Origin of the sequence: Sulfurimonas indica (assembly GCF_009192995.1) — a bacterium.
Taxonomy (GTDB): domain Bacteria; phylum Campylobacterota; class Campylobacteria; order Campylobacterales; family Sulfurimonadaceae; genus Sulfurimonas; species Sulfurimonas indica.
Window position 1 is genome coordinate 1 of sequence record NZ_SDID01000010.1, and the last position, 26,248, is coordinate 26,248.

Annotated in this window: 21 protein-coding genes; 3 read left to right on the plus strand and 18 right to left on the minus strand. The window is 37.8% G+C overall.

Annotated features, from left to right (window positions below; all coding sequences use genetic code 11):
• From ES948_RS06445 to yajC, 18 genes are all read right to left on the minus strand, one after another.
• A partial coding sequence (locus ES948_RS06445) for an Ig-like domain-containing protein (RefSeq protein ID WP_188109471.1) occupies positions 1-852 on the minus strand: 852 nt, incomplete at its 3' end.
• A gap of 107 nt (positions 853-959) precedes the next feature.
• Positions 960-1,550 carry a response regulator transcription factor gene (locus ES948_RS06450; protein WP_152184134.1) on the minus strand — a complete coding sequence of 197 codons (591 nt, stop codon included), beginning with the start codon at positions 1,548-1,550 and terminating at the stop codon, positions 960-962.
• Positions 1,551-1,554: 4 nt separating this feature from the next.
• Positions 1,555-2,895 (minus strand): HlyD family type I secretion periplasmic adaptor subunit, encoded by a 1,341-nt coding sequence (locus ES948_RS06455; RefSeq protein WP_152184135.1) that lies wholly within the window; start codon positions 2,893-2,895, stop codon positions 1,555-1,557.
• Positions 2,888-5,035 carry a type I secretion system permease/ATPase gene (locus tag ES948_RS06460; RefSeq protein ID WP_152184136.1) on the minus strand — a complete coding sequence of 716 codons (2,148 nt, stop codon included), beginning with the start codon at positions 5,033-5,035 and terminating at the stop codon, positions 2,888-2,890. Before ES948_RS06460 ends, ES948_RS06455 begins: the two co-directional genes overlap by 8 nt.
• A 15-nt stretch (positions 5,036-5,050) precedes the next feature.
• Complete coding sequence (locus ES948_RS06465; RefSeq protein ID WP_152184137.1) at positions 5,051-6,169, minus strand: OmpA family protein; 1,119 nt, start codon at positions 6,167-6,169, stop codon at positions 5,051-5,053.
• A gap of 4 nt (positions 6,170-6,173) precedes the next feature.
• Entirely contained in the window at positions 6,174-8,183 is a 2,010-nt protein-coding gene (locus ES948_RS06470; protein ID WP_188109472.1) for a TolC family outer membrane protein, read from the minus strand.
• Positions 8,184-8,351: 168 nt separating this feature from the next.
• A complete protein-coding gene (locus tag ES948_RS06475; protein WP_152184139.1) occupies positions 8,352-9,161 on the minus strand; it encodes a TIGR00282 family metallophosphoesterase in 810 nt (269 codons plus the stop codon).
• On the minus strand, positions 9,161-12,148 hold the full coding sequence (gene mfd, locus ES948_RS06480; RefSeq protein WP_152184140.1) for a transcription-repair coupling factor: 2,988 nt from the start codon (positions 12,146-12,148) through the stop codon (positions 9,161-9,163). The genes ES948_RS06475 and mfd overlap by 1 nt, the downstream gene beginning before the upstream one ends.
• Before the next feature lie 12 nt (positions 12,149-12,160).
• A complete protein-coding gene (locus ES948_RS06485) occupies positions 12,161-12,571 on the minus strand; it encodes a bactofilin family protein (protein ID WP_152184141.1) in 411 nt (136 codons plus the stop codon).
• Complete coding sequence (locus ES948_RS06490; RefSeq protein WP_152184142.1) at positions 12,472-13,428, minus strand: M23 family metallopeptidase; 957 nt, start codon at positions 13,426-13,428, stop codon at positions 12,472-12,474. The genes ES948_RS06485 and ES948_RS06490 overlap by 100 nt, the downstream gene beginning before the upstream one ends.
• Positions 13,421-14,569, minus strand: a complete 1,149-nt coding sequence (locus tag ES948_RS06495) for a folylpolyglutamate synthase/dihydrofolate synthase family protein (RefSeq protein ID WP_246153835.1) — start codon at positions 14,567-14,569, stop codon at positions 13,421-13,423. The genes ES948_RS06490 and ES948_RS06495 overlap by 8 nt, the downstream gene beginning before the upstream one ends.
• The gene (locus ES948_RS06500; RefSeq protein ID WP_152184143.1) at positions 14,569-16,119 is read right to left on the minus strand and encodes a GGDEF domain-containing protein; all 1,551 of its coding nucleotides are present in this window, start codon (positions 16,117-16,119) and stop codon (positions 14,569-14,571) included. The genes ES948_RS06495 and ES948_RS06500 overlap by 1 nt, the downstream gene beginning before the upstream one ends.
• A 9-nt stretch (positions 16,120-16,128) precedes the next feature.
• Positions 16,129-16,641 carry an LPS assembly lipoprotein LptE gene (gene lptE, locus ES948_RS06505; RefSeq protein ID WP_152184144.1) on the minus strand — a complete coding sequence of 171 codons (513 nt, stop codon included), beginning with the start codon at positions 16,639-16,641 and terminating at the stop codon, positions 16,129-16,131.
• Positions 16,642-16,644: 3 nt separating this feature from the next.
• Complete coding sequence (gene leuS, locus ES948_RS06510) at positions 16,645-19,098, minus strand: leucine--tRNA ligase (protein ID WP_152184145.1); 2,454 nt, start codon at positions 19,096-19,098, stop codon at positions 16,645-16,647.
• 28 nt (positions 19,099-19,126) lie between these two features.
• Complete coding sequence (locus ES948_RS06515) at positions 19,127-19,465, minus strand: DUF6394 family protein (RefSeq protein ID WP_152184146.1); 339 nt, start codon at positions 19,463-19,465, stop codon at positions 19,127-19,129.
• Entirely contained in the window at positions 19,465-20,436 is a 972-nt protein-coding gene (secF, locus tag ES948_RS06520; RefSeq protein WP_152184147.1) for a protein translocase subunit SecF, read from the minus strand. The genes ES948_RS06515 and secF overlap by 1 nt, the downstream gene beginning before the upstream one ends.
• Before the next feature lie 2 nt (positions 20,437-20,438).
• The gene (secD, locus tag ES948_RS06525) at positions 20,439-22,004 is read right to left on the minus strand and encodes a protein translocase subunit SecD (RefSeq protein ID WP_152184148.1); all 1,566 of its coding nucleotides are present in this window, start codon (positions 22,002-22,004) and stop codon (positions 20,439-20,441) included.
• On the minus strand, positions 21,994-22,260 hold the full coding sequence (gene yajC, locus ES948_RS06530; protein ID WP_152184149.1) for a preprotein translocase subunit YajC: 267 nt from the start codon (positions 22,258-22,260) through the stop codon (positions 21,994-21,996). The genes secD and yajC overlap by 11 nt, the downstream gene beginning before the upstream one ends.
• An 82-nt stretch (positions 22,261-22,342) precedes the next feature.
• Between yajC and ES948_RS06535 the strand changes: the two genes are divergently transcribed.
• Genes ES948_RS06535 through ES948_RS06545 form a run of 3 tightly spaced genes read left to right on the plus strand, consistent with a single transcriptional unit; the run spans position 22,343 to position 26,238 of the window.
• A complete protein-coding gene (locus ES948_RS06535; protein WP_152184150.1) occupies positions 22,343-23,548 on the plus strand; it encodes an apolipoprotein N-acyltransferase in 1,206 nt (401 codons plus the stop codon).
• Positions 23,549-23,605: 57 nt separating this feature from the next.
• Complete coding sequence (locus tag ES948_RS06540; protein WP_152184151.1) at positions 23,606-25,702, plus strand: RNA degradosome polyphosphate kinase; 2,097 nt, start codon at positions 23,606-23,608, stop codon at positions 25,700-25,702.
• 8 nt (positions 25,703-25,710) lie between these two features.
• Complete coding sequence (locus ES948_RS06545; RefSeq protein WP_152184152.1) at positions 25,711-26,238, plus strand: gamma carbonic anhydrase family protein; 528 nt, start codon at positions 25,711-25,713, stop codon at positions 26,236-26,238.
• Positions 26,239-26,248: the final 10 nt, after the last annotated feature.

The following is a 26,248-nucleotide window of genomic DNA, read 5'->3' on the forward strand; positions in this document are numbered from 1 at the left end:
CGCTGTTACTGTTGCATCATCTACAGGCGTTACTGTGATATTTACAGTTGCCGTATCTGTACCGCCGTTGCCATCACTAATAGAGTAAATGATTGTATCGCTGCCATTGAAGTCTTGATTTGGTGTGTATGTGATTGTTCCATCATTATTGATCGTCACAGTACCGTTTGCAGCAGTTGCACTTGTCACAATAAGGCTATCACCATCGACATCAGTATCGTTTCCAAGGACACTAATAGTTACGGCAGTATCTTCATCAGTTGTTGCTGTGTCATCTGCCGCTACCGGGTTGTTATTATTTGGATTATCTATCGGGGTCTCAGTATCTTCTTCTGTATTTGTTAATAGAACAGGAGTTCCATCTATATCCACCCCATTATCAGGAGAATTAAACTGTGCATCTCTTAAACTACTTTGCACATCAACAAAACCATTATCACGTGCTAGGAAGCTATCTTCTTGGAGGTGCCCTACTACTGCTTCGCTTCCTGCAGCAGTTTCATCATCGATGCTTCCTTCTTTTTCTTTGTCTGTTGCATCATCTTCAGCATATACACCTGTTTTTTCAATTGCTTTGTCTATATTATTTGGAGAGATAAATTCATCTAGATTGTTGTCTTCGATAAGAGAGAGGTCAAAGATCTGTTTTTCAAGCCCCGTCAGTTCAAGAGCCTGTTCAAGATTCATCATGCCTATTTTTATATGTGCACTTGGGCTGTTGCCATCTGCACCAAAGACAAGCATATCTTTGCTGATTTTATCTCCAACATGCAATTCTACGATATCACCATGTTCATCTTTGGCATAAAATTTTCCGCTTATCTCTTTGACTGTTCCGATAATTACCTTCATTTCTCTCTCCTAAAATATAGACAATTTCCTAGTTTGTTAGATTATAGGCAAAAAAAGAAAGCAATACTATTGTCCCTAGGGACAGTATGGAAAATGTATTAAAAAAATTATTTTAAAAGGAGTGCGAGACCGAGTCTGTCTTTTACATCAAGCTTTTGATAAGTTGCCTGTGCATGGGCTTTGACAGTTCTTGCTGAAATATCAAGTCGCTCTGCTATCTCATTATAGGTAAGTCCCTCTTTTAAAAGGAGTGCGACCTCTTTTTCACGTGGCGTTAATTTTTGTAACATGATTTCGTTATTTTTTTCTTCACTCTCCGGAAGTTCTAAAATAAGTTGGGATGTGAGTTCGGGATAAAGCCAAATCATACCCTCACGCAGAGCATCAAGTGCAGAGAGTATAAAGTGCGGTCGCATCAAAGCATTGCCATATCCAAATGCACCAAACTTCAGTACTCTTTTTGCTCTGTTTAGCTCAGGTAATCTATCAAGCACAAGAACACGGTTGTCTCTTTCACGGGATACTTTTAAAAATTTTTCACAATCTCTCTTGCATGATTCATAATCTATGATGATTATGGAGTTTTGTATATCTTCTAATTGATATAACTCATCAACACTTTTGTATGTCTCATTTTCAAGAGCTTTTTCCCAATGGGCTAAGAGATTAATATCATCACTGTAGAGGATTATTGACATTAATTTATCGCTCCGTGAATGTATACTGTTTTGTTTTTAGTATCGGTTTTAAAATATAGTCAAGCACAGTTTTTTGTCCTGTAATAATATCTACACTTGTTGTCATTCCAGGAATGATTTTGAGTTTTTTCCCATGTCTTCCTATGTAGTTCTTATCTGTTTTGATACGTACTTCATAAAAGACATTCCCTTCTTCATCTTTAATACTGTCAGGAGAGATAAGAACTACTTTTCCTTCAAGTCCACCATAAATAGAGAAATCATAAGCGGTAAATTTTACTATGGCGCGTTGCCCAAGATAGATAAATGCGATATCTTTTGGTTTTATCTTCACTTTTACCAGTAAAGTCTCATCACTTGGAACGATTTCCATGATGTCCTGACCCGGTTTAATTACACCCCCTATTGTATGTACATAAAGTTTTTGTACGATTCCCTTCATCGGAGATTTTACAATGGTACGGGTTACCTGATCTTCCAAAGCCGTTGAAGTCACGCGCAGGCCTCTTAGCTCTGCGACAGCCTCATTGAGTTTTGTTTTTGCTTCACTTTGAAAGTTTAACTTTGTCTCTTTGATATTACTTTTTACCTCTTTGATGGCAGACTTGAGCCTTGGAATAGATTTTTTAGCCGCATCATACTTAGAAGCGATCTCATTGGCCTCACGCTGCAGTTTTAAAAAGTCGATTTTTGAGCGCACCCCTTTTGCCACCATTGGTTTTGTCATACGAACTTCACGTGATATCATTGAGTAAGATGATTCTAAATGGTCACGTTGTGAATATGCTTCTGCCAACTCTTGCTTCTTTTGTGCAAGTTTCTCACGCAGTGCATTGAGTTTTGAATTAAGCTGTTGTTTGTTTGTATTGTAAAGACTTTTTTCATTGTCAATAAATTGTGCCAGTCTCTCTTTGAGGTCAGCAGGAACGATAAAGTCCTGACCGGTAGACTCTGCTTTTAAACGTAGTATCTGTGCCTGCAGAGCATCGGCTTTTATCTCGTTTGAACTATAAGAAGAGATAGATTTTTGATTGTCAATTTTGAGAAGTACCTGTCCTTTTTCAACGGGGTCACCTTCTTGGACAAGAATCTCCTCAACAATCCCACCTTCAAGATTTTGAATCATCTGGTTTTCACCGCTTGGAATGACTTCCCCCTGACCTCTTGCTATCTCATCAATATAGGCAAAATTTGCCCATGTAAGAAACATTATAATTGCTGCAAGCCAAAAATAGAGCACAATACGCAGTCGTGTCGGAGCAACCTCTAAAATGGCAGCACTCAAAGAGTGCATAAACTCATAATCACGTTTTGAGAGGTTCTTTTTTATCTCTTTTTTAGCCATTGGAAGCTCCACTTAGCTGCTTGAGAACCAGCTCTTTTTTATCATCTAGCAGTACTTGGGAATTATGCATGACTATCACTCTATCTACCATATCAAGGAGCGCTAGTTTTTGCGTAATGATCACGAGAGTCTGGTCTCTTAACTCCACTTTTAGTTTGTCCATCAAACACTTCTCTGTGGTTTGATCCATGGCATTTGTTGGTTCGTCCATAATCATAATAGAGCTGTCCTGCATTAGTGCACGTGCCACACCTACACTTTGTCTCTGTCCTCCAGAGAGTCCTGCACCACGCTCACCGATTGGCATATCATAACCCAATGGATGTGTGCGAACAAACTCTTCAACACCACTGACCTGAGCAGCATAGATAATATCTCCCACATCGGGATGCTGCTCTGATGAGACAATATTTTCTTTAATAGTACCTTTAAAAAGATGGATATCCTGCGGTACATAAGAGATAAATTTACGCAGATCTGCCGGGTCAATTTGCGTGATATCGATATCATCGATTAAAATTTTTCCACTTGTTGGCTCATAGAGTTTTAAAATCAATTTTGCAATCGTACTTTTTCCTGAGCCAATACGTCCAATAATGGCCACTTTCTCTCCGGCCTCTATCACGAAACTCACATTGCTAAGAGCTGGTACTTCTGTACCCGGGTAGTTAAAACTAACATCTTTAAACTCTATTTTTCCTTGAAATTTCGGACGTTCTACAAACTCTTTTCCAGCAGGACGTTCCACCTCACGTGAAATGATCTCATTGAGCGTATCATACGCTGTCTTTGCATCAGAATAGTTTGAAATAAGTGCTGCAGCCTGCCCAATCGGTGCTACTGTTCTTGAAGTCAAAATCACAATTGCAATAAGCCCACCCATTGTAAGTTCAAACTCTTTAATAAGATAGACTCCAAAAACAACTACAAAGACAGTATTGAGCTGAATAAAAAGATTTGTCACATTTGGAATAGAAGAGGAAAGCAGACGAGACTTCAGGTTTTTCTCTGCAATCTCACCTGTTGATTCTTCCCACTCCCACTGTTTTTTTCCATTCATACGCATCGTTTTAACCGTCTCGATATTTTGGAGTGTCTCAATCAGTATGCCGTTTTTCTTTGCACTTGCTTCATGCGATGCTTCGATACTCTCTTGTAAAGGTTTTCGAATGATCAATGAGTAGCTTAAAATTAAAAATATTGTAATTATAGGTACTAAAACGAGCAATCCACCAATATAATAGATGACAGCAAGAAAGATAATGGCAAATGGCAGATCTATAACAGCTGTCATCGTTGCTGTTGTAAAAAAAGAACGAACAGCTTCAAAATCTTTGAGGTTATTGGCAAATGAACCAACTGATGGAGGATATTCTGCCATTTTCAGATCAAGAACTTTTTCAAAGATAATAGAGGACATAATGATATCACTCTTTTTACCAGCAAGTTCTAAAAGGTATGCTCGAGTAAACTTTAAAAAGAAGTCTAAGATGTAAACAAGAACAATCCCAATAGTAAAGACCATTAAGGTCTCTTCTGCGTTGTTGGGAATCACCCTGTCATAAACATTCATCGTAAAGAGCGGTGTTGCCAAAACAAACAGATTTATTAAAAAAGATGCGATTAAAACATCACGATAGATTGGAATAGAGAGCTTGAGTGTGCTCCAAAACCAATGTTTTTGTTTGAGTTGCAGTGTACGTGAGCTTTTTTTATCATACTCAAACTCTTTTTTGAGAATATAAGCAAAGCCAAGGTACTCTTTTTCCAAATCATGAACATTTACCCACTGCTCTAGTCCATCACCTTCAGGATAGATAATCTTTGCCTGTGTCTTATCATCATTAAATTTTTCCAATATACAGACATTATCATTACTTAAGAGCAAAATTGCAGGAAGATGCAAAGAGAGCATATCTTCAATAGAGCGTTTGATGAGGGTTGATTTGAGTCCTGCACGGGCTGCCACACGTGAGAAAAGAGATTTTGAACTATCTTTAGAGAAAAGCTTTTGAGAATCATGAATAGGAAGACCTGCTAAGAGAGCCTCTTTACTAAAAGGCTTATGAAAGAGCTTAATAAAAAGGACAAAAGTATCTAAGAGTGTATCTTCATGTACCGTAATCTTATGTTCGTTCATGCTTTTCCTAAACTTTTAGTTGAATAACTTTATCTCAATACGACGATTCGCTTTTCGCCCCTCTTTTGTTCTGTTAGACTCTATCGGATCAAGCTCACCCCGACCTGTTGCTACAATTCTTGACGCATCAATACCCTCCGCAACTAAAGCAGCTTTAACCGCTTGGGCTCTTTTAATGGAGAGTGCCATATTTGTTACTGCTTTACCTATACTATCCGTATGTCCTATAATTTTTACTTTATAGCCTGGATTCTTTTTCAAAAACTCTGCAAATCTTTGCACTTCAGCGTATGAGTTTTTGAGTATTTTATCAGAACCAGTTTTAAAATTTAATTTTAATGTCTGTTTTACTGCACAGCCATGTGGATCTACATTTACGCCGGCAGGTGTGTTTTCACACTTGTCTTTGTAATCAACAACTCCATCATGGTCACTGTCAAGAGGGCAACCATGTGCATCCACACTTACACCTTCTGGTGGTGTATCTGGACATCTATCTTTATAGTCTAAAACCCCGTCATGGTCACTGTCAACCGGACATCCATTTTTATCCACTTTTGAGCCACGAGGAGTTCCTATACATCTGTCATATCTGTCATACACTCCGTCTCTATCACTGTCAATATCTTCAGGTTTGAGTACATAGACACTCAACATTACACGGTCTGAGAGTCTGCCACTCTCTTGTATCTCATCGCTAAAGCCCAGTACTTTACCTCTTTTTGAGTATAAAGAGAGTGTTTTTTCATTTACACCACTCTCTGTAAGTCTGTTTTTCACACTATCAAGATAGAGTTTTGTCTGGTTATCATTACTGCTGTTTATATTACTGTTATATGCTAAATTATTGTCTATTTTACCAACATAATAATCATCTGCACGGTAAATATGCCCAACCAATGTTATTTTTAATTTGTATGATTCATTGAGTTCTTTAATTTTTTCAATAGCAGTTTCTAAGGTTTTTTCAGACTTTTCATCAAGAGTATTCTCTGATGTAAAATGCAGCATTTCAAAACGAATAATCTCTTCAAAGTCATCATCATAGAAATTATCTTCAAGCTCTTGAGAGATAGAAGCATGCAACAGTGTTGTGATAACAAGCATCAAAAAAAGTTGTACTACATTTTTCATCCTGCTATCTCCAATCTTCAAGAGTTAACTCTACTTCAACTCTGCGGTTAATATATCTTCCCTCAGGTGTTTCATTGTCAGCTATAGGTTCTTCCTCACCTCGACCTTCTGTTGTAATTCTATCAGCAGCAATACCAAGCTTGACAAGAGCACGTTTCACTGAGTCAGCTCTTCTTTTTGAAAGTTTTTTATTGAGTACAGTATCACCGCGTGAGCTTGTATGCCCTACGATATGGATTCTATACTGTTTGTTTTTCTTTGCAAACTCTGCAAACTTTTCAATATTTGCATAGGAGTTTTTATCGATAACATCACTATAGTAGGCAAAATTAACACCAAGGTTCAGTGAAATCGCACAACCATCTTCATTGACATTGTATCCAAGCGGTGTATTTGGACATTTATCTTTGTAGTCTTTTACACCATCCATATCAACATCAACTGCACAGCCATCAGACGATACTTTTGCATTTTTAGGTGTATTTGGACACTTGTCTTTTGAGTTGATAATACCGTCACCATCACTGTCACGTGTCATCTTCACACAACCATATGGCATGATATTATTTTCTAAAAGAGAGTTGTCACACAGATCTTCATCATCTGCTATTTTGTCATTATCAACATCATATTTTACAGGCAATGTATCTATGACCTGGTCTGCATCACTGTTGATATAAAGATTTACTCTGGCATCAAACTCTTTTGTATCTCCGATAATGGCTAATGGTAAGAGTCCCATTGCATCAAGTATTCTATACTTAGCAAGTAGATAATCATACTCTGCTTTAATGATTTGCGCACGGGAGTTGATAACATCATTTTGTGCCGTTAAAAGATCAAGCAAAGAGCGACGTCCTAAATCATACTCTTCTTTATAAAGCTCTAAAGTCTTCTCTGCAAAAACTTTATAATCTCGTAAATCTTTGAGTTGCAGAGCTATCATCTCATAAGCATTCCAAGACAAGTCAAGCGCTTCAATGACTTGACGTTTCAAGTCTCGTTTTGTCTCAACTTCTTGGTTTATTTTACTCACATCTTTTTGCACTGTTGCTCTGTCAGCAAAACCTCTAAAAAGATTATAAGAAAGTACAACACGCGCTTTAAATCTGTCATCGGGCTGATCAAAAGCATTTGTCTTTTGCACATCATTAAAGTTTTGTGTCACTTCCAAATCGATTTTTGGATAAAACTCTTTTTGGTGCTGCTTCCAAATTGCCTGTGCACCTTTAATGTTATAACGACTTACCAATAAAGAGGGATTATGATTGATTGCATACTCAGCAGCACGTTCAACAGAGCTTGGCATACTGACATTAAGATCAGGCTTTTGCATCTCTGCGACGTGAGGCATACGACCAAGAACTCTTCTGAAGTTGTACTCTTTGTCTCTTGTGTTATTTTTTTGTACTGTCAGGTTTGAGCGAGCCAAAGAGAGTGCTGATTCGATCTTTTTTACTTCAGAATCCGTTGTAAGACCAGAGTCATAGAGGTCTTTTACCTTCTTGAAAATCTCTTCATTTATCTGCACATTTTCACGAGTAGTTTGCAAAAGCTCATATTCACGCAGTACATTCAAGTAGGCATTAGTCATCTTATAGGCGATATCATTGGCTTTTTCTATGTAGTTATATGCAGCAGCTAATATTCTTGCCTCTTGATACGAGACTTTGTATGTCGTACCAAAACCATCAAAAAGATTTTGCGTTAGCACTAAAGAAGATTCATAATTACCATAACTTTCATCACCTACGGCATGATTCCAACTACTATTAGCACCTTTTAGTAAACCGGCTTTTGTATAACCTAGACTTGCTCTAAAATCTACACTTGGCAGGTACTCTGCATTTGCAATATTTAAATCTTCTCGTGTAGCTCTATAGTTACGTAATCTCTCTTGAACAACAGGGTTAGTATCCATAACTTCAACAACACTCTCTTTAATTGTTAAAGCTGTTAACGTGTGTATGTTTATTAAAGTAAAAAGACCAATAATTATGACTCTTTTAACCACTAAGTTCCCTTTTGCAATTTTAATTTGTATTATATCTTAAATCCTGTGATTTCTTGATTATATTATGTGTTTTATATATAAAAACAAGAGAATCTCATTACATAAACATGGAGTTAACACAAAATTAACACATTTTCGCTATCTTTTATGCAAGTAATGTACCAACTTCTAATCTTCGATCCATGCATCTGTTTTGATAACTCTATTATCGTCAAATATTTTTAATTTATAAGCAGATCTACAACTCCCGGAGCTTATCTCCATAATGGCAATCTGCAGTATCTTTTTACACTTTTTTGGAACATCAAAATGGCCTTTCATTCCCGTTAAAAATTGCGTTAATGGTACTTTTTTATCCATCCCTATAACATTGTCACGACATCCGGTAAGTCCAATATCACTGAGGTATACAGTTCCCTGTACAATCTGAAAATCATCACTGCTGACATGTGTATGTGTCCCAATGATAGCGCTTACCTGTCCTTCAAGAAGCATCATCATTGCCCGTTTTTCGCTTGTGGCCTCTGCATGAAAATCAATAAATATATTTTCTACTCCATCCTCACGCAGACGCTCTACACTCTTCTGTGCACAGCGAAAAACATTATCAGCATATGGCATACTGTAATGTCCCATCAGATTAAGCACAGCAAGCTTCTCACCTGCGACATCATAAACTCTGCAGCCCGTTCCTGCAACTTCCTCAGGATAGTTATGCGGACGCAGTATCTCATGGGTCTCAAAAAGGGGTAAGATATCTTTTTTATCCCAGGAGTGATTGCCGCCTGTCATCACATCAACACCGTAAGCAAAAAGCTCATTACAGTTCTTTGCAGTCAGGCCAAAACCATGTGATGCATTTTCATAGTTTGCTATAACAAAATCTAACTTCTCTTCTTCTCTTAATTTTGCCAAATGCATCTTGAGCATATCTCGCCCAGGACGTCCTACGATATCGCCAATAAAAGCTATTTTCATTATAGTACCTTTGGTTTGTTGTTTCTAAGATAAAAGAGCGTTGCTTTGATGATGTCATCATCATCTTTGCTCTCTGATTTTATCGTCTCTTTTGAGTCATTGAGATAAGTAAAGGTGATATTTTGCCCATAGTTTCCGATGAACTTTATCTTCTTATCAAGTGCTAAGAGTTTAATGACCATTAACTCAAAAAACTGCTTTGTCGGCATATCAAGTTCACCAAAACGGTCAATCACCTCCTCTTCTATCTCATAAATTTCAACTGCCTCTTCACATTGTGAAAGACGACGGTAAATATCTAAACGGAGCCTATCTTCTTGTACCACATCATCAGAGATATATGCCGAAATAGTCAGTTTGATATCTACTTTTATCTTCTGACTCTCTTTTGTATTGCTAAGCTCTTTGATGGCATCCTCAAGCATACGCAGATAGAGCGAATAACCAATATTTTTGATATGTCCGCTCTGTGCATCACCTACCAGGTTCCCACCACCACGAATCTCTAAATCATGATGTGCGAGAACTGAACCTGAACCTAAAAATGAGTTGGACTCCAGTGCCAAAAGGCGTTTTTTCGCTTCATCTGTGAGAGCTTCTTTGTTTTGAACTATAAAATAGGCAAAACCCTCAACATGTCCACGTCCAACACGTCCACGCAACTGATGCAAATCTGCTATACCAAATCTATCCGCACCGTCAACAATGATAGTGTTAACCTTTGGCATGTGAATTCCACTCTCGATGATAGATGTTGCAATCATCATATCATACTCACCCGCTTCAAACTTTAAAAGCTCTTTTTCTGTTTCGACCGCTGAGATTTTAGAGTGTAACATCAAAATTCTCAAATCTGGAAGTAGTGCTTTTAACTCACCCATTTTAATAGGCATATGGTCAATTGAGTTATGTACATAAAAAACCTGTCCGCCACGACGAAGCTCACGCAGGATGACCTCTTTGATGAGTTTTTCATCATACTCTTTTACAAAAGTACGCACTCCTTGACGCTCACTCGGTGGTGTTAAGAGCTGACTCATGGTTTTAATGGAGCTGAGTGCCTGATTGAGACTTCTTGGAATCGGCGTTGCTGACATTGAAAGCAGATGCACATTATGATAGAGCTCTTTTATCTTCTCTTTTTGTTTCACACCAAATTTGTGTTCCTCATCAATGATAACAACACCCAGTTTTTTAAACTCCAGACCAAAAAGAGTATGCGTACCAACTACACAATCTATCTCTCCACTAGCCAAACCTTTGATGATGGCATTTTTTTCTTTCGTGCTTACAAATCTGTCAAGTTTTGCATAACGAATCCCCAGCTCACAAAAACGCTCATCCAGACTCCTAAAATGCTGTGCTGAAAGGAGTGTCGTCGGTACGATAAAGGCTGACTGATATCCTGATTTATAAGCGGCATAAATAGTATTAAGTGCGATTTCTGTCTTTCCAAAACCAACATCACCACTGAGCAGTCTATCCATAATATGCCCGGAGCTCATCTGCGTGAGGATTTCATTGACTGCCTGTGTCTGGTCCTCTGTATATTCAAACCCTGAGAGTGCCTGAAACTCTTGAAGTTCTTTTTTCGCAAGTGTAATTTTTGGAGCTTTTATTAAAGCCCTTACTGCGGCAGTGTTTACAATCTGTCCGGCAATCTCTAAAAGGCGTTTACGTACTTTGGCTTTGAGCTTTCCAAAGCTTCCTTTGCCAAGTCTGTCAAGCACAGGCACACTTCCACCACCTGCAATGTAACGGTCAATATAGTCAAGATTTTCAACCGGCAGTAAAATCTTATCATCACCAATATACTTGATCACGATAAAATCTTTTACCCCGCCTAAGATCTCTGCCTGTTCAATCTTTTCAAAAATTCCAACACCATAATCTTCATGAACGACATAATCGCCTGCCTTTAAATCATCAAGCAGGATTGAACTTTTTCTTCTACGTCGCTTCTTTTGAGGCTTGTTGAGCGATATAACAACCTCATCATCGGTAATAATATTTAAGATATAAGGCGCTTCCACAACTTCGATGTTTGTTGTATCATAAATCCCAGCTTGTTTTATGGTCGCTTTGTTTGCAGCGATAAGTATGATTTTTTTCTCTTGATGGACTTTGATAAGCTGCGCTGCATTAGCAACTACGAGCTCTTTTACCCTCTCATCTTCACTCAATACTGCAAGATTAAATACCTCACGTGAGATTATTGGGTTATTAATGGCATAGGCATCAATAAGAGCATCATCCATCTTGCATGAGAAGATCGCTTTCTTATCTGCTAAAAAGTTCTCTGCCATCTCTTCAAGATGCCAAAAACCAAGTGATGCGATATCACGAGAAAGTGCATCAAATTCACTCTTTTGTATCCGTTCATTGAGCCTTGCATATTCTGTTTCATTCAAAGCAAAAAATGCACTTGTAATCTCTATGGAGTCCAGTTCATCACCCACTGTCCGCTGCGAGTCAAGATCAAACGCTTTTATCTGCTCTATCTCTGTATCAAAAAGAGAGATTCTGACAGGATTTTGACTTGATGGAACAAAGATATCTATGATATCTCCACGGTGTGATATCTCTCCAGCAACCTGAACCATATCTACAAAAGTATAACCCCAAAAGAGCATCTTCTCTTTAAAGCTTTGCAGATCTATCTCACTGCCAAATTCCAAATTCATCGAGTCTAAAAACTCTTTTTTAGGAAGAGGGAAAAGGAATGTTTTCAGTGGTGAAATTATCAATGGCTTTTTTTGGGCTTCATGATAATTTCGCAAAGCAGCTAAAAGCTCATGCAACTCTTCTTTATAAGAGCGTAGATCATCCCCAAGGGATGGACGAAAATCCACAAAGGTGATAATATCTTTGTTAAAAAATTTTGCTACATTTTCTAACTTGTGAACCTCTTTACTATCCTCGCATATAAGGATGTCAAACTCTTCATGAGAGTTTTTAAAATAGTTATAAAGTGCGGCTTGAGACATTCAGTTCCTGTATTATGCTTTTTTTACTGCAGCAGTTTTATCTATAACGGCATGATTGGAGCTGTTCTTGACAATAGAATTCCCTTCAAAAATACCTTTTGACTCTATAACTAGCTCAATTGAAGTAATCTCACCATTGACATGACCAGCTGCTTTTATCTCTACTCTGTCAGCTTCGACACTCCCTTCAACATAGCCCTGAACAACAAGTCTATTTGTTACGATATTACCTTTAACACGCCCGTTTTTTCCCACATTGACCTCTTTGGAAGAGTTGATACTGCCGTCGAGTTCACCATCGATATATAAGTTACAAGAGAGCTCTACTTCCCCAGTGATTTTTGCACCTGCTGTGATGATTGCTGTGTTTGAATCTGTGGGGTTACTTTTAGTCGCGACGTCGCTGTTATTAAAGATTGCCATGGTACTTTTTTCTCCTTTTGGAATATTTCATTATAATTTTGCTGTGTCCATTTTATAAAATAGAACGGATTAAGTGCTCTATGAATAAAACGTACTTCATAATGCAGATGTGGGCCATTACTCAGACCTGAATTTCCACTGTATGCTATGAGGTCACCCTTCTTTACAAATTGACCAGATTTTACCACAACTTTGTTTAAATGCCCGTAGTACGACTTAAAGCCATACATATGCTCCAATATAACAAGTTTTCCAAATCCACTGCGCTTATGGTATCCTGACCACTCCACAATGCCATCGGCTGTAGCATAAACTGGAGTATTGAATTTTGCTTTCATGTCTGAGCCACGGTGAAACTCACGTTTTAGTAATGTTGGATGGACTCTATACCCAAACTTACTTGTAATTCCATGATACTCAATTGGTGAGCCACTTGGGATGAGTTGCAGAAGTGTTGCTCTTTGGGAAGAGCTGAGTTTGGCAATGCTTACCCGCTCACGCAAAGACTCATCCCCGATAGGTTTGAGACCTATGAGTGTCTCAATCTCTGCAAGTGAATCAGAGAGCTCATTCAACTCTTGTTTCTTGACAAGCAGTGAGTAACGTGTTGCTTTCATTGTCTCTTCAAGCAGTTCATTTTGCTCTTTGAGGTTTTCATAAGCATGCTCTATTGCATCTTTTTTATGCTGCATTGTATCGACACTGTAATCGAGGTACAAGATTGTCGCAACTGCAATAAGTCCCAGTGTTAAAAGAAAAAGCCCCGCATACAAAAAAGCTTTTTTGACAAACTTATGCAGATTAAACTGTTTGACACCATTATCATCATGAATAGTAATAGTAAAATGTTTATCCACGATACACCTTCAAAAATGCCTCCACTACACTAAAAGAACCAAATACCAAATAGTGCTCTTTTTTATCTATCTTCTTAAACTGACTATATTCTATACCTAATTTTTCAAGAGTCTCTTGTAAAAAGGTACTTTCAGCAACGCGAGCATTATAAACATCAATCAACTCTACTCTTGAAATTATGGGTTTTAAAATCGATAATATCTCTTTGTAATTTTTATCTTTGTAGCTATTATAGACTAAAATATATTTTTTATCTTTTAAACTCTCTAAAATTGATTTCGCTGCAAGTACGTTATGACCTACATCGACTAAAATATTTTTCTCTAAAACACTCAGTCTTCCAAATAACCTTGCATTATAAAAATTTTCTGCCGAGTAGTTAATTTCCAAATAGTTCAAGGCTGCTATTGCAAGAGAGAGATTTTGCACCAGATATGGCACCAGTCCCTCATGCTTTGTTATGTTCTCAATCTTTCTATGATCTTCATGCCCAAGCAGTTCTTCATACGAATATGTAGTGATATTATTATGCTCTTGTATCATCTGCAAACTTTTATATACTTCTTCATATTTCTGTTTTGCAAGAATTGCACTGCTTTGAATAGCAGAGAGTTTTGTTTGTGCAATATCACTGATATTTTCTCCTAAAAATGCCTCATGATCTCTGTCTATAGGAGTAACAAGTGTAAGTATATTTTCAAAAACGGCCGTGGCATCATGCTCACCTCCAAGACCGGCTTCTAAAATAATAAAATCACTCCTTTTACTAAAAAAGAGCATTGCAAGGAGTGTTGTATATTCAAAGTAGCTTAATGCCTCCGCTTCATCCTGCGTGAGGATAGATAAAAGTTCTTGATGAACAGTTTCTAAAATGTCCATAGAAACATTGTGACCATTAAACCAGATACGTTCATTAAATTCTACAATATGCGGGGAGGTGTAGTGTCCAGTGTTATATCCCAGTTTATACAGTGCTGTTGCTAGGAATCTCCCTGTAGTTCCTTTACCGTTTGTACCGATGATATGAATAACTTTTGGAAGCTGAAACTTCTCTTTTATACGTGCATATACACGTGGCATACGTGTGTAATCTATCTCATCATAGAAAAGAGGTTTTGCATCAAGAAACGCTGATAACACTACTTTTTATACTCTACTCTGTTACGTCCGTTTTTCTTGGCAATATAGAGATATTCATCTGCAGAATTGATTGTTGCCTGCAGGGAGACGTGTTTTGCTCGCTCACTCACCCCTGCACTTGATGTAATTGAAAGACGTTGTTTTTTATACATAAAACGGGCTTTTTCTACATGTTTTAGAACTTTAGTAGCAAAAGTAACTCCACCTTGCATATCTGTATCACTAAGGAGTGCCAGAAATTCCTCTCCACCAAAACGCCCGACAATATCAACACTGCGTGCCTCTTTTTTGAGTATTTTAGCAAAAGCTGCCAAAACCGCATCTCCCGCTTCATGTCCAAAAGTATCATTTACATCTTTAAAGTGGTCTAGATCAAACATAACAATAGCATAGTTACGGTTATACCGCTGATACTCGGCCTCTTTTAACTCTAAAAACTCATCAAGTGCCCGTTTATTGTAAAGCTTTGTCAAGAAGTCCTCTTTAGACTCTTTTTTTGCCTCTTCAAGCTCAGCTTCGAGTTTTTTTACTCTTTTACTAAGTGCTTCTACATCTTCGTTGTGTCCTTTTAAATTTTTGCTCAGCAATTGTGTATTTTCTTCCAAAGCAACAGCTATAGTAAAGAGCTTTTTATGTGCAATTTTAAAATTACTACTTGATTCTACTGTGTACAATTCCAACTCTTTTTTAATAGCCTGAATCTCCGCATTTGAGTTATCAGAACTTTCAATCATATCTATCAGACGAAGAGAGAGCTTGTCAAGAACACCATCAATGGATTCAACCATCTCTTTAACACTCCCTTTATCTAAAGCAATACGCAGTGATATGGCTGATTTTATCTCTTTTTCTATATTGTCATCATCTAATATTGCAGGATTCTTTGTGATCTTTTCACTTACATTTGCTATTGTATCATTGACACTTGAAGCGATAGAAGGAACAAATGATGCGACTAAGAGCTTGGATATTCTTTGCAGATTTATTGTTTCATTTTCTGAACTCTCTGCTGCCTTAAAAACCTGCAGGTTCTCTATCGTTTTTTGCAAGTCACTGCTGTCAACATCTCCGAAACTCTTTAGTTTTTGTAAAAAAGTATCATCGTAAGTTGTGAGAAAATTGACCCAGCGTTGACGAAAATTATCCAACTGTTCAGGAGTGGGAGCATTCTCAAGCAGATCAATACTATTTTTTGCCAACTCTGCAGCCTCTTTATTATGCAGTACTGTTATAACCTGCAAAGCACGTTTACACAAGATTGTTTGTGCCTCCAAGGTATCAGAGCATTGTGTAGGATTGGTACGATTGAGTTTAGAGATAAGAAAACGGACAAATTCACTCATTGTCTTGATGCGGTAGTTTTTCAAATCTTTTTGAAAATCTTTTGAGAGCATGTTTTTAAATTTTTCTACATGATTACAATCTTCTACACTCATTTTGGCATGCTCGACCTCTTTACAAAAAGCCTCTGCATAAAAGTCGGGAGTTAAAAGTCTCCCCTCTGCTTTGAGTCGTTTTACTGCATTGTTTATAATCGTCTGTATTGTCATTACTCTCTCCTAGGGTTGTCTTGAGCCTTCAGCTGAAACCTGTGCTATAAAAGCTGCAATCGCTTTTTGTGTACTGTATTTAATAGCATCAAATCTCTCTTGATCTGTAATCACTGCATTTGGAGCAATAGCGAAATCATAAGTGCCTACGGCATTATAGTTCTTTTTCACATCTTTTGTCTCTCGCGTGATATGCATTGTAATTGTAGCACGATAAGCGATAACAAAACCATCTGCATTATATTGAATCGGTGTATATCTTGGCTCAGAGATACTAAAACTCAAATCTGTATCAGCATATCTCTTTTCAACCAAAGAGGCACGAAAAACCTCAATAATAGCCTTGTCTACAGCATCTTTGATAAGAACTGTATTTTCGGGGTCTTGCGCAGAGATTACAACATTTGTACTAATTTTTTCTCCGACAACTACTCTAGAATATTTTGAGCTCGGTTTATAACCACATCCGCTAAACTCTAACAATAAAAAAGAAAAAAGAAAAAGCGGAAGCAAAGATTTCATGATTTAACCTTTAATTACCAGGTTGACAAGTTTTTTAGGAACAACAATCTCTTTGACTATCTCTTTATCCTCAAGCCACTTGGAAACTTCAGCTTTTGCGGCTTCTATGATATCCTCTTTTGAAGCATCGTGTGCAACTTCAATCTCTCCACGTTTTTTCCCGTTAACAGAAACACCTAAAGAGATACTCTCTTCTACAAAAACTTCTTCAATAATCTCCTGTTTTGTAAAGTTTTTGAGATTAAAATATTTTTCACTTATCTCTGAGGCTGTATGTGGAATGACAGGCTCCATTATAGAAGTCAAAATCCAATACGCTTCACTCCATACATCAACATTGCTTTGCGCATTGAGTGCATTCATCGCTTCCATAACACCTGCTATCATCGTATTAAATGTATAACGCTCGTTATAAACTTCTTCGGCACGTTTTAAGGCTTCATAAACTTTTTTACGAGCAAATTTTTCCTCTTTTCTTAGACTTGCATGTTCAATTTCAGGTTTTTGCTCACATGCAACTACATTAGCGCTTCTCTCATAAAAACGTTTGATAAATCGAAATGCACCCTCAACAGCACTGTCATTCCACTCTAACTCTTGTGTTGGCGGTGCAGCAAAAAGAATAAAAAGACGGGCAGTATCTGCACCATACTTTTCAATGATAGCATCAGGATCAACGGTATTGCCTTTTGATTTAGACATTTTAGCACCATCTTTTAGCACCATTCCCTGCGTGAGCAGTCTATCAAATGGTTCATCAAAATCAAGGTATCCCAAATCACGGAAGACTTTTGTAAAGAAACGTGCATAAAGTAGATGAAGTACCGCATGCTCAATTCCACCGATGTAGTGATCAACACCCATCCAGTACTTAATCTGTTCAGCAGAAAACGCCTCTTTTTCCCAGTTCTGCGGTGATGCACAAAAACGTAAGAAGTACCAGCTAGATTCAACAAATGTATCCATAGTATCTGTCTCACGAGTCGCATCTTTGCCACACTCAGGACATTTACAGTGTTTCCATGTTGGATGTTTTTCAAGTGGATTACCCTCACCTGTAATCTCAATATCTTCAGGAAGTGCGATAGGGAGGTTCTCTTTTTTCTCCATCACAAGACCACACGAGTCACAGTGAACAAAAGGAATCGGTGCACCCCAGTAACGCTGACGGCTCACACCCCAATCTTTGAGTTTATAGTTTGTTGTCTTCTTCCCTAGATTTTTTGCTTCAAACATCTCGATGATTTTAGCTTGTGCCTCTTTAGAATTCATGCCCTCAAACTCATCAGAGTTTATAAGCTTTCCAACTTCCGTAAATGCTGATTTGCTAAAGTCATGCTCACCCTCATACGGCTCAATTACCGGATTGATTGGAAGGTCATATTTTTTAGCAAAATCATAGTCTCTCTCATCATGAGCAGGTACTGCCATAACAGCCCCGCTACCATAATCCATCAACACAAAATTTGCTATCCACACAGGAACAGTTTTACCCGTAAGCGGATGTACAACATTCAGCCCCAACGCCAAACCTGATTTCTCTTTTTGTCTATCAATTGAAGAGGCATTTTTCATCGTATTGATTGCTGCTACTGTAGTCTCATCAAGTAAGCCATTATCGATCATATACGTAACGATTTCATGCTCAGGGGCTAAAGCTGTATAGCTTACACCATAGATAGTATCCGGACGTGTTGTAAAGACATCAAAGCTCTCAAACTTGCTATCAAGTTTTGCTTTGCTTGCTTCATCAAAGTAGAGGTCAAATGCCAAACCATTTGATTTACCTATCCAGTTCTCCTGCATTGTAAGAACTTGCTTCGGCCAGCCATATTCTAACTTTTTGAGGTCTTCTAAAAGCTCATCAGCATACTTCGTAATTTTAAAGTAGTACTGATTCATATCTTTTTTCACTATCGGAGTATCACAGCGCCAACAGCATCCGTCAATCACCTGTTCATTTGCAAGAACAGTCTGGTCATGCGGACACCAGTTAAGCATCCCTTTTTCACGGTATAAAAGCCCTGCATTGTACATATCTATAATAAAGCCCTGCTCAAATTTCGTATAGAGCTCATCCGAAGTTGCTAGTTCACGTTTGCGTGAAAATGAAAAACCAAGCGAATAGAACTCGTTTTTCATATAGTCTATATTGTCATAAGTCCAAGATTTTGGATGACTTCCGTTTTTGATAGCTGCATTTTCCGCAGGCATACCGAAACTGTCAAATCCGATTGGATGCAGAACATTTTTGCCCTGCTGTCTGTGATATCTTGCAAAAGCATCAGAGATTGAGTAGTTTCTCACATGTCCCATATGTAATCTTCCACTCGGAAATGGAAACATCGAAAGGATATACTTCTTCTCTTGTGTGAAATCTTCACTCGGCTCAAAACTCTCGTTTTTTTTCCAATACTCTTGCCATTTTTTTTCTATATTTTTTGCACTATATTCCAAGGTCATTATTCCTATTTATTTAAATCTTTTAATACTCTTCGTGTGTTTTTGAACTCTCAATGTAGACAAGTCCCATTGAAAACAGATTTGCAATGAGAGCCCCAATCGAGAGCGCAATTGCCCACGAGTCATCATGAACTATCACTAAAAACACAAATGCAGGAATAAGGTGTAAGTCTGCTACAAGTGATGAAGCCAAAAGCTCCGCTGAAAGCAGATTTCTTACCCCGATCTTTAAAATTGTCGAGATTAGATTCACACTTGCTGCCATAAACAACGAAATCGCTGTATTTTCATATAAAAAACCTGCTATTGATGTTAAACTCATCAATGAAAAAAATACGTAAACTACTTTACCCCAATCCATTACATTACTCCTGATTCAAATTGTGCTCTCATTCTCTCTTTTTCAGCTTCACGTTTTGCTTTTTGGGCCAGTTTTGTGTGATATTTTTTCACATCAAAACCAAAAAGCATCAATATTGGAGAAGCAACAAAGATTGATGAATATGTACCAACAATTATACCCACAAGAAGCGTAAATGCAAAAGCATGAATAATCTCACCACCAAACATAAAGAGTGTAAATACCACAAAGAATGTTGTCAATGAAGTCAGTGTCGTACGCGCCAATGTTCTCGTAATGGACTCATTGATAATCTCAGCCAAATTCACATTTTTGGACTTCACTATACCCTCACGGATACGGTCAAATACAATGATGGTATCGTTAAGTGAATACCCAAGCAGTGTGAGTATCGCAGCAAGGACATCAAGGTTCACATCAATTTTAAAGAGTGCCACGGCACCCATTGCAATCGAGACATCATGAATCAGTGCTACGATTGATGCAATCGCAAAACGCCACTCAAATCGAAATGCCACATAGATTAAAATTGCAGCAACAGAGAGAAAAAGTGCCATAAGCCCTTTCTCTTTTAACTCATTTCCAACTTTTGGACCAACAATGTCCACACGACGAATCTCAAAATTTCCTGTCCCTTTAAGAGCTTCACGTGTTACATCACCGATATCCTGTGTTACATTGCCTGTCGTTGTCTTCATACGGATAACAACCTCATCAGGCGAACCAAATTCCGTGATAGATGCATTATCAAAAAGTTTGTTGCCTTTTAACTGCTCACGCATCTCTTTGATTGGTGCTTCTGTATCATACTTTACCTGAACGATTGTTCCACCGGCAAAGTCAATACCGTAATTGAGACCTTTTGTCGCCAGAATTGCATACGAAGCAAGAATCAGGATAATAGAAATTGCCATAGCAATTTTTGATTTACCCATAAAATCTAGTGGGTGTTTATATTTAAAAAACTCCATAATTATCCTTTAATCCCAAACCAAAAACGGTAGTTTTTACTTTTGTTCATTTTAGACTCAAGCATCTGGTAGATTCCATGTGTACCTAAAATAGCTGTGAGCATTGAAGCTAAAATACCAATACTCATCGTAATTGCAAAACCTTTAATAGCACCTGTACCATACACATAAAGGACAATTGACGCAATTAACGTCGTAATATTTGCATCTAAAATAGCACGCATCGCATTTGCATATCCATCTTCGATAGCTTTATGCATCGATTTGCCTTCATAGATAAGCTCACGGATCCTCTCAGTGATAATTACATTGGCATCAACTGCCATACCGACAGTTAATACAATACCAGCCATACCAGGAAGTGTCAGTGTCGCACCAAAAAGACTCATTACCGCTAAAAGAATAAAAAGATTGGCAATAAGCGCAATATTTGCAATAATACCAGCCATACGATAGTAAATAATCATAAAGACAATTACTAAAACAAAACCACCGATTAGTGCTACCATAGAAGCCTTAATACTATCCGCTCCCAAGCTTGGTCCAACGGAGCGTTTCTCCATCAAATAAATCGGTGCAAGAAGTGCTCCTGAGCGAAGTGCAATCGCTAAATCTTTTGCTTCTAAAACTGTATAGTTCCCAGAGATCTGTCCAGCACCACCACCAATACGCTCGTTAATATTTGGAGCTGAAAAAACCTTCCCGTCTAAAACAATCGCAAGACGTTTACCGACATTTGCTCCGGTAAAGTCACCAAATATCTCTGCACCTTCGGCATTGAGTTTAAAGTTAATGACCGGACGGTTATTTTGGTCAAAGCCGACATTTGCATTGGTAAGCATACTGCCGTCTAAGATAGGAATCTCATGAACAAGATATTTGATTTTAGGATTTTTTGCATCCGGTAAAATCACATCACCATACGATGCGGCATCTGCATCACTCATATTATAAACACGAGCATTTCTATCTTCATCAACAGCCATAAGCTCTAATTTTGCAGCACGGCTGATAAGCTCACGTGCACGCTGCTCTTCTTCGGGAGTCTTGATACCTGCAAGTTCTACAAGGATCTTCTCCTCTCCTTGACGTGCAACGATTGGCTCTGAAAGTCCAAATTGGTCAAGTCTGTTTCTGATTGTCTCGATTGCCTGCGTGATTGCCAGTTTTTTGATTTTCTCAATCTCTTGCGGTGTAAATGAAACAGTGATCACACTGTCGTTTGTTGCAACTTTTGCACCCTCGATTTTAGATAAAAACTCATCAAATGATTTTATCTCATCACTGTCAAGCACTTCAACACGTACACTGTTTTCATCAAATGTCAGTCCATCTATCAAGATGTCATTTCTATCTGCAAAGTGCTTGACACTCGCAGCGATGGACTTGATACGGGATTTTAACGCTTCATCGGTTTTTACGCCCAAAAGCATATGCAGACCACCTTGAAGGTCAAGGCCTAAAGTTATTTTTTTTCCACCTTGCGTCTGCAGAAGTGATGGGACAGAAAAAACTACCCCAAATACAATTGCTAATGCAAAGATGACTATTCTGTAATTAAGCTTCATCCTCATACTTCTTTGCAATGGAGTCTTTTAAAATTTTTACGATTGTATCATCGTTCATTTTTACAGTAAAAAAGTTCTCTTCAACCTTATGAACAACAACGATAAAACCACCATTTGTAACTACTTTATCACCTTTTTTCAAAGACTCCACCATCTCTTTTTTGGCTTTAGCCTCTTTTTGCTGTGGACGAATAATTACAAAATACATAATTGCAATTAAAAATATAAACGGTAACAGTTGAGAAATAATTTCCATGACTGGCATATCCTTTAGTTAAAATTGTAGGGATTATACAAAACTTATACTAACATACTTATAAATTGTGTACAATTTCATCATGAATAAATTAATAAAAGAGATTTTACTAGGAATTTTCACAGCATTTTTACTCGGTGCATTTATCTATTTAGAACATTTTGGACTGAGTTATAAAATCATCAATACAGCTCTTGGTTTGGCTGCCTTTGCAATGCTTTTATATCTACCCAAAAAATCTATTCTTGTTTTTGGTTTTTTTACTGGTCTGCTTTGGTTTTACTGGATAGGCTACAGTTTTAAGTATCAGGGTATCAGCTATATGGAACCCATCATTACTGTTGCTTTTGGTTTTATCTATCTGCTTTTTTTTCTACCGCTCTATTTTACAAACAATGCTCTTATCAGAGCTTTTTTACTCTTTGGACTTAGCTTTTTTGAGCCCTTAGACTGGAACTGGATGCAGTTAGAGCTCCCTTTTGTTAACAGCTATATCGGTATCTATAAATACCAGTTTGCTGCAGTGCTTTTAGCACTTTCATTACCCTCGCTTATGCCAAAGAAGTATAAATATCTACCTCTTGTTTTACTCATTGCAGCACTCAATTATGGATACCCTCCACAATATGATGCACCTCTTAAGATAAAACTTATCCAAACAGAGATAAAGCAAGAGGACAAATGGCAAAGAGAAAACCTTTATCCAACAGTTTATGCAATGTTTCAAGAGATACAAAAAGCAATCAAGGAAGGCTATGATGTTATAATCTTACCTGAGTCGGTGTTCCCTCTTTTTATGAACAAAACACCAAAACTCATAGAGAACTTAGAAAAATTTTCTCAAAAAATCACGATTGTTGCAGGTTCACTTTTAAAAGAAAACAGGAAAAATTACAATGTGACCTATATGTTTCAAAACGGCTCTTATAAAATTGCAAAAAAACTGGTTCTAGTCCCTTTCGGCGAATATATTCCCCTGCCAAAGTTTGCACAAAAATTTATTAATGATACTTTTTTCAATGGTGCAAGTGATTTTGTAACAGCAACAAAGCCGACAGATTTTCTCATCAAAGGCGTAAAATTTCGAAATGCTATCTGCTATGAAGCGACCTGTCAAGAGATCTATGAAGGTGATGTGAAATATCTTATAGCAATCAGTAATAATGCATGGTTTGCTCCGTCAATAGAGCCAACGCTGCAAAAACTTCTTTTAGAGTATTGTGCCCGTAAAAATGGTGTTACAATTTATCATTCAGCCAATTATAAAGGTACAGGGGTCATTAAATAATCTTACTATAATCTACATTAGATATAATAAGGAAAAATACAGAGGATTACGATTAATATGTTAAATTTAAAAAATCCAAATCTTTATAATAACCGTGAAATATCTTGGCTACAGTTCAATACAAGAGTTTTAAAACAAGCGCAAGATGACTCACTTCCTCTGCTAGAACGCCTTAAATTCCTTGCAATTTATGGAACAAATCTTGATGAATTCTATATGATCCGTGTTGCAGGGCTTAAAAAGCTTTTTGCCGCAGGTATCATTGTCTCAGGACCAGACAAACTCACGCCACTGCAACAGTTGCGTGAGATTCGCTCTTATTTACATCAAGAGCAACAGGTAGTAGAGCATTGCCGTAGTGAGATTCTCAAAAAGCTTGAACCTGAAGGTATCAGTGTAAAGATATATGAAGAACTCAATAATCAAGAAAAGCATAAAGTAAATCAGTACTTCAATGAAAATATTTATCCTGTTATTATCCCTATTGCCGTAGATGCGACACACCCTTTCCCACACCTGAACAATCTTAGTTTTGGGCTTATAGTAAAACTGCGTGACAATGACAATGAAAATATTGAGCGTTTTGGTATTATCCGTGTTCCACGTGTACTGAATCGTTTTGTAGAACTTGAAGGCGGTGTTTATGTTCCTATTGAGAGTGTTGTAGAGAAGCATGTCGATGAACTCTTTCCAGGCTACAGTCTTATTAAGTATGCACCATTTCGCGTAACAAGAAATGCGGACATTGCCATCGAAGAGGAAGAAGCCGACGACTTTATGGAGATACTTGAAGAGGGACTCAAACTTCGCCGTAAAGGAGAGATGGTCCGTCTAGAAGTGGGTTCCAACGCCGATGCGGAGATTATCAATTTTATCAACAAACATACCAATGTCTATAAGGATGATATCTATACTTTCCATACATTCTTAAATCTTGCATCGCTGTGGCAGATAGTCTCCAACCGAGATTTTGCACATCTTCTACTGCCACCATTCAAGCCAAAACTTCTACCACCATTTGATACGAGTGAAGATATCTTTGCAACTTTAGAGAAGCAAGATATCTTAATGTACCACCCGTATGAGAGCTTTGAACCGGTTGTCAAACTCATTCAAACAGCAGCAAAAGACCCCGATGTCGTATCTATCAAGATGACACTCTATCGTTCCGGGACAAACTCTCCAATCGTTAAAGCCCTCATGGATGCAAGTGAGAGTGGTAAACAGGTAACTGTTATGGTTGAACTAAAAGCCCGTTTTGATGAAGAGAACAACCTTATCTGGGCAAAAGCGCTGGAGAAATCAGGTGCACATGTTATTTACGGTATCAAAGGCTTTAAGGTCCATGCAAAAGCAGCTCTGGTCACGCGTAGAAAAAATGGTAAACTCAAACAGTACGCGCACTTAGGCACAGGAAACTATAACCCTAGTACGGCAAAAATATACACAGATATGAGTTATATGACAAGTAAAGATGTTGTCACAAACGACCTAACCCGTTTTTTCCACTTTTTAACAGGCTTTAGTAAAAAAGGAAAGCTCAACGAGCTCTATATGGCACCCTCACAGATAAAACCAAAACTCCTTTCACTCATTCATAATGAAACACGTCAGGGTAGTAATGGGCATATCATTGCAAAAGTGAACTCTTTGGTTGATGAAGATGTTATCCGTGCACTCTATAAGGCAAGTCAGGCAGGTGTAAAAGTAGAACTTATTGTTCGAGGTATCTGTTGTTTGAAACCGGGTATCGAAGGCGTGAGTGAGAACGTCAGAGTTATCTCCATTCTAGGAAAATATCTTGAACATGCCCGTGCATTTTATTTTAAAAATGATGCCGCACAGGTATACATCTCAAGTGCAGATTGGATGCCAAGAAACTTAGTGCGAAGAATAGAACTTTTAACAGCTGTTAAAGATGAGTCAGCACAACGAAAAATCATTCAAATCCTTAAACTTCAATGCTCAGACAATGTACTTGCACATGAGCTCAAAAATGACGGGACATATACAAAACTCAAAGCTGATGGAGACAAAGCAATTAACAACCATAAACTGTTAGAAGATTATGTTAACAAAATCGCAAAAGCAACGAAAAAAGAGACTTCAACCTATGTTCAGCAACTCGTAAATCGTCTCTTTATAGAAAGCTAGGAGGACGTATGCTTCATAAATTTAAAGATATAACTCCACGTGTAAAAGAAGGAACATGGATAGCACCATCTGCTGATGTTATCGGAGAAGTAACCGTAGGTAAAGATTGTTCCATCTGGTTTAGCTGTGTTGTGCGTGGAGATGTTCACTATATAAGCATTGGAGATAGAACAAATATTCAAGACCTCTCAATGATTCATGTCACACACTATAAAAACGGTGACAAATCGACCGGAAATCCTACTATCATAGGTAATGATGTAACTGTTGGTCATCGAGTAATGTTGCATGGATGCACGATAGAAGATGCCTGTTTGATTGGTATGAGCGCAACGATTTTAGATGGTGCAGTTATCGGCAAAGAGAGCATTGTAGGTGCAGGTGCACTTGTAACGAAAAACAAAGTGTTTCCACCACGAAGTTTAATAGTCGGTAGTCCTGCTAAAGTAGTACGAGAGTTAAATGATGAAGAGGTAGCAGAGCTTTATGCTTCTGCTAAAAGATATGTGGAATTTAAAAAGGATTATGAAGCATAGATTATAAAAA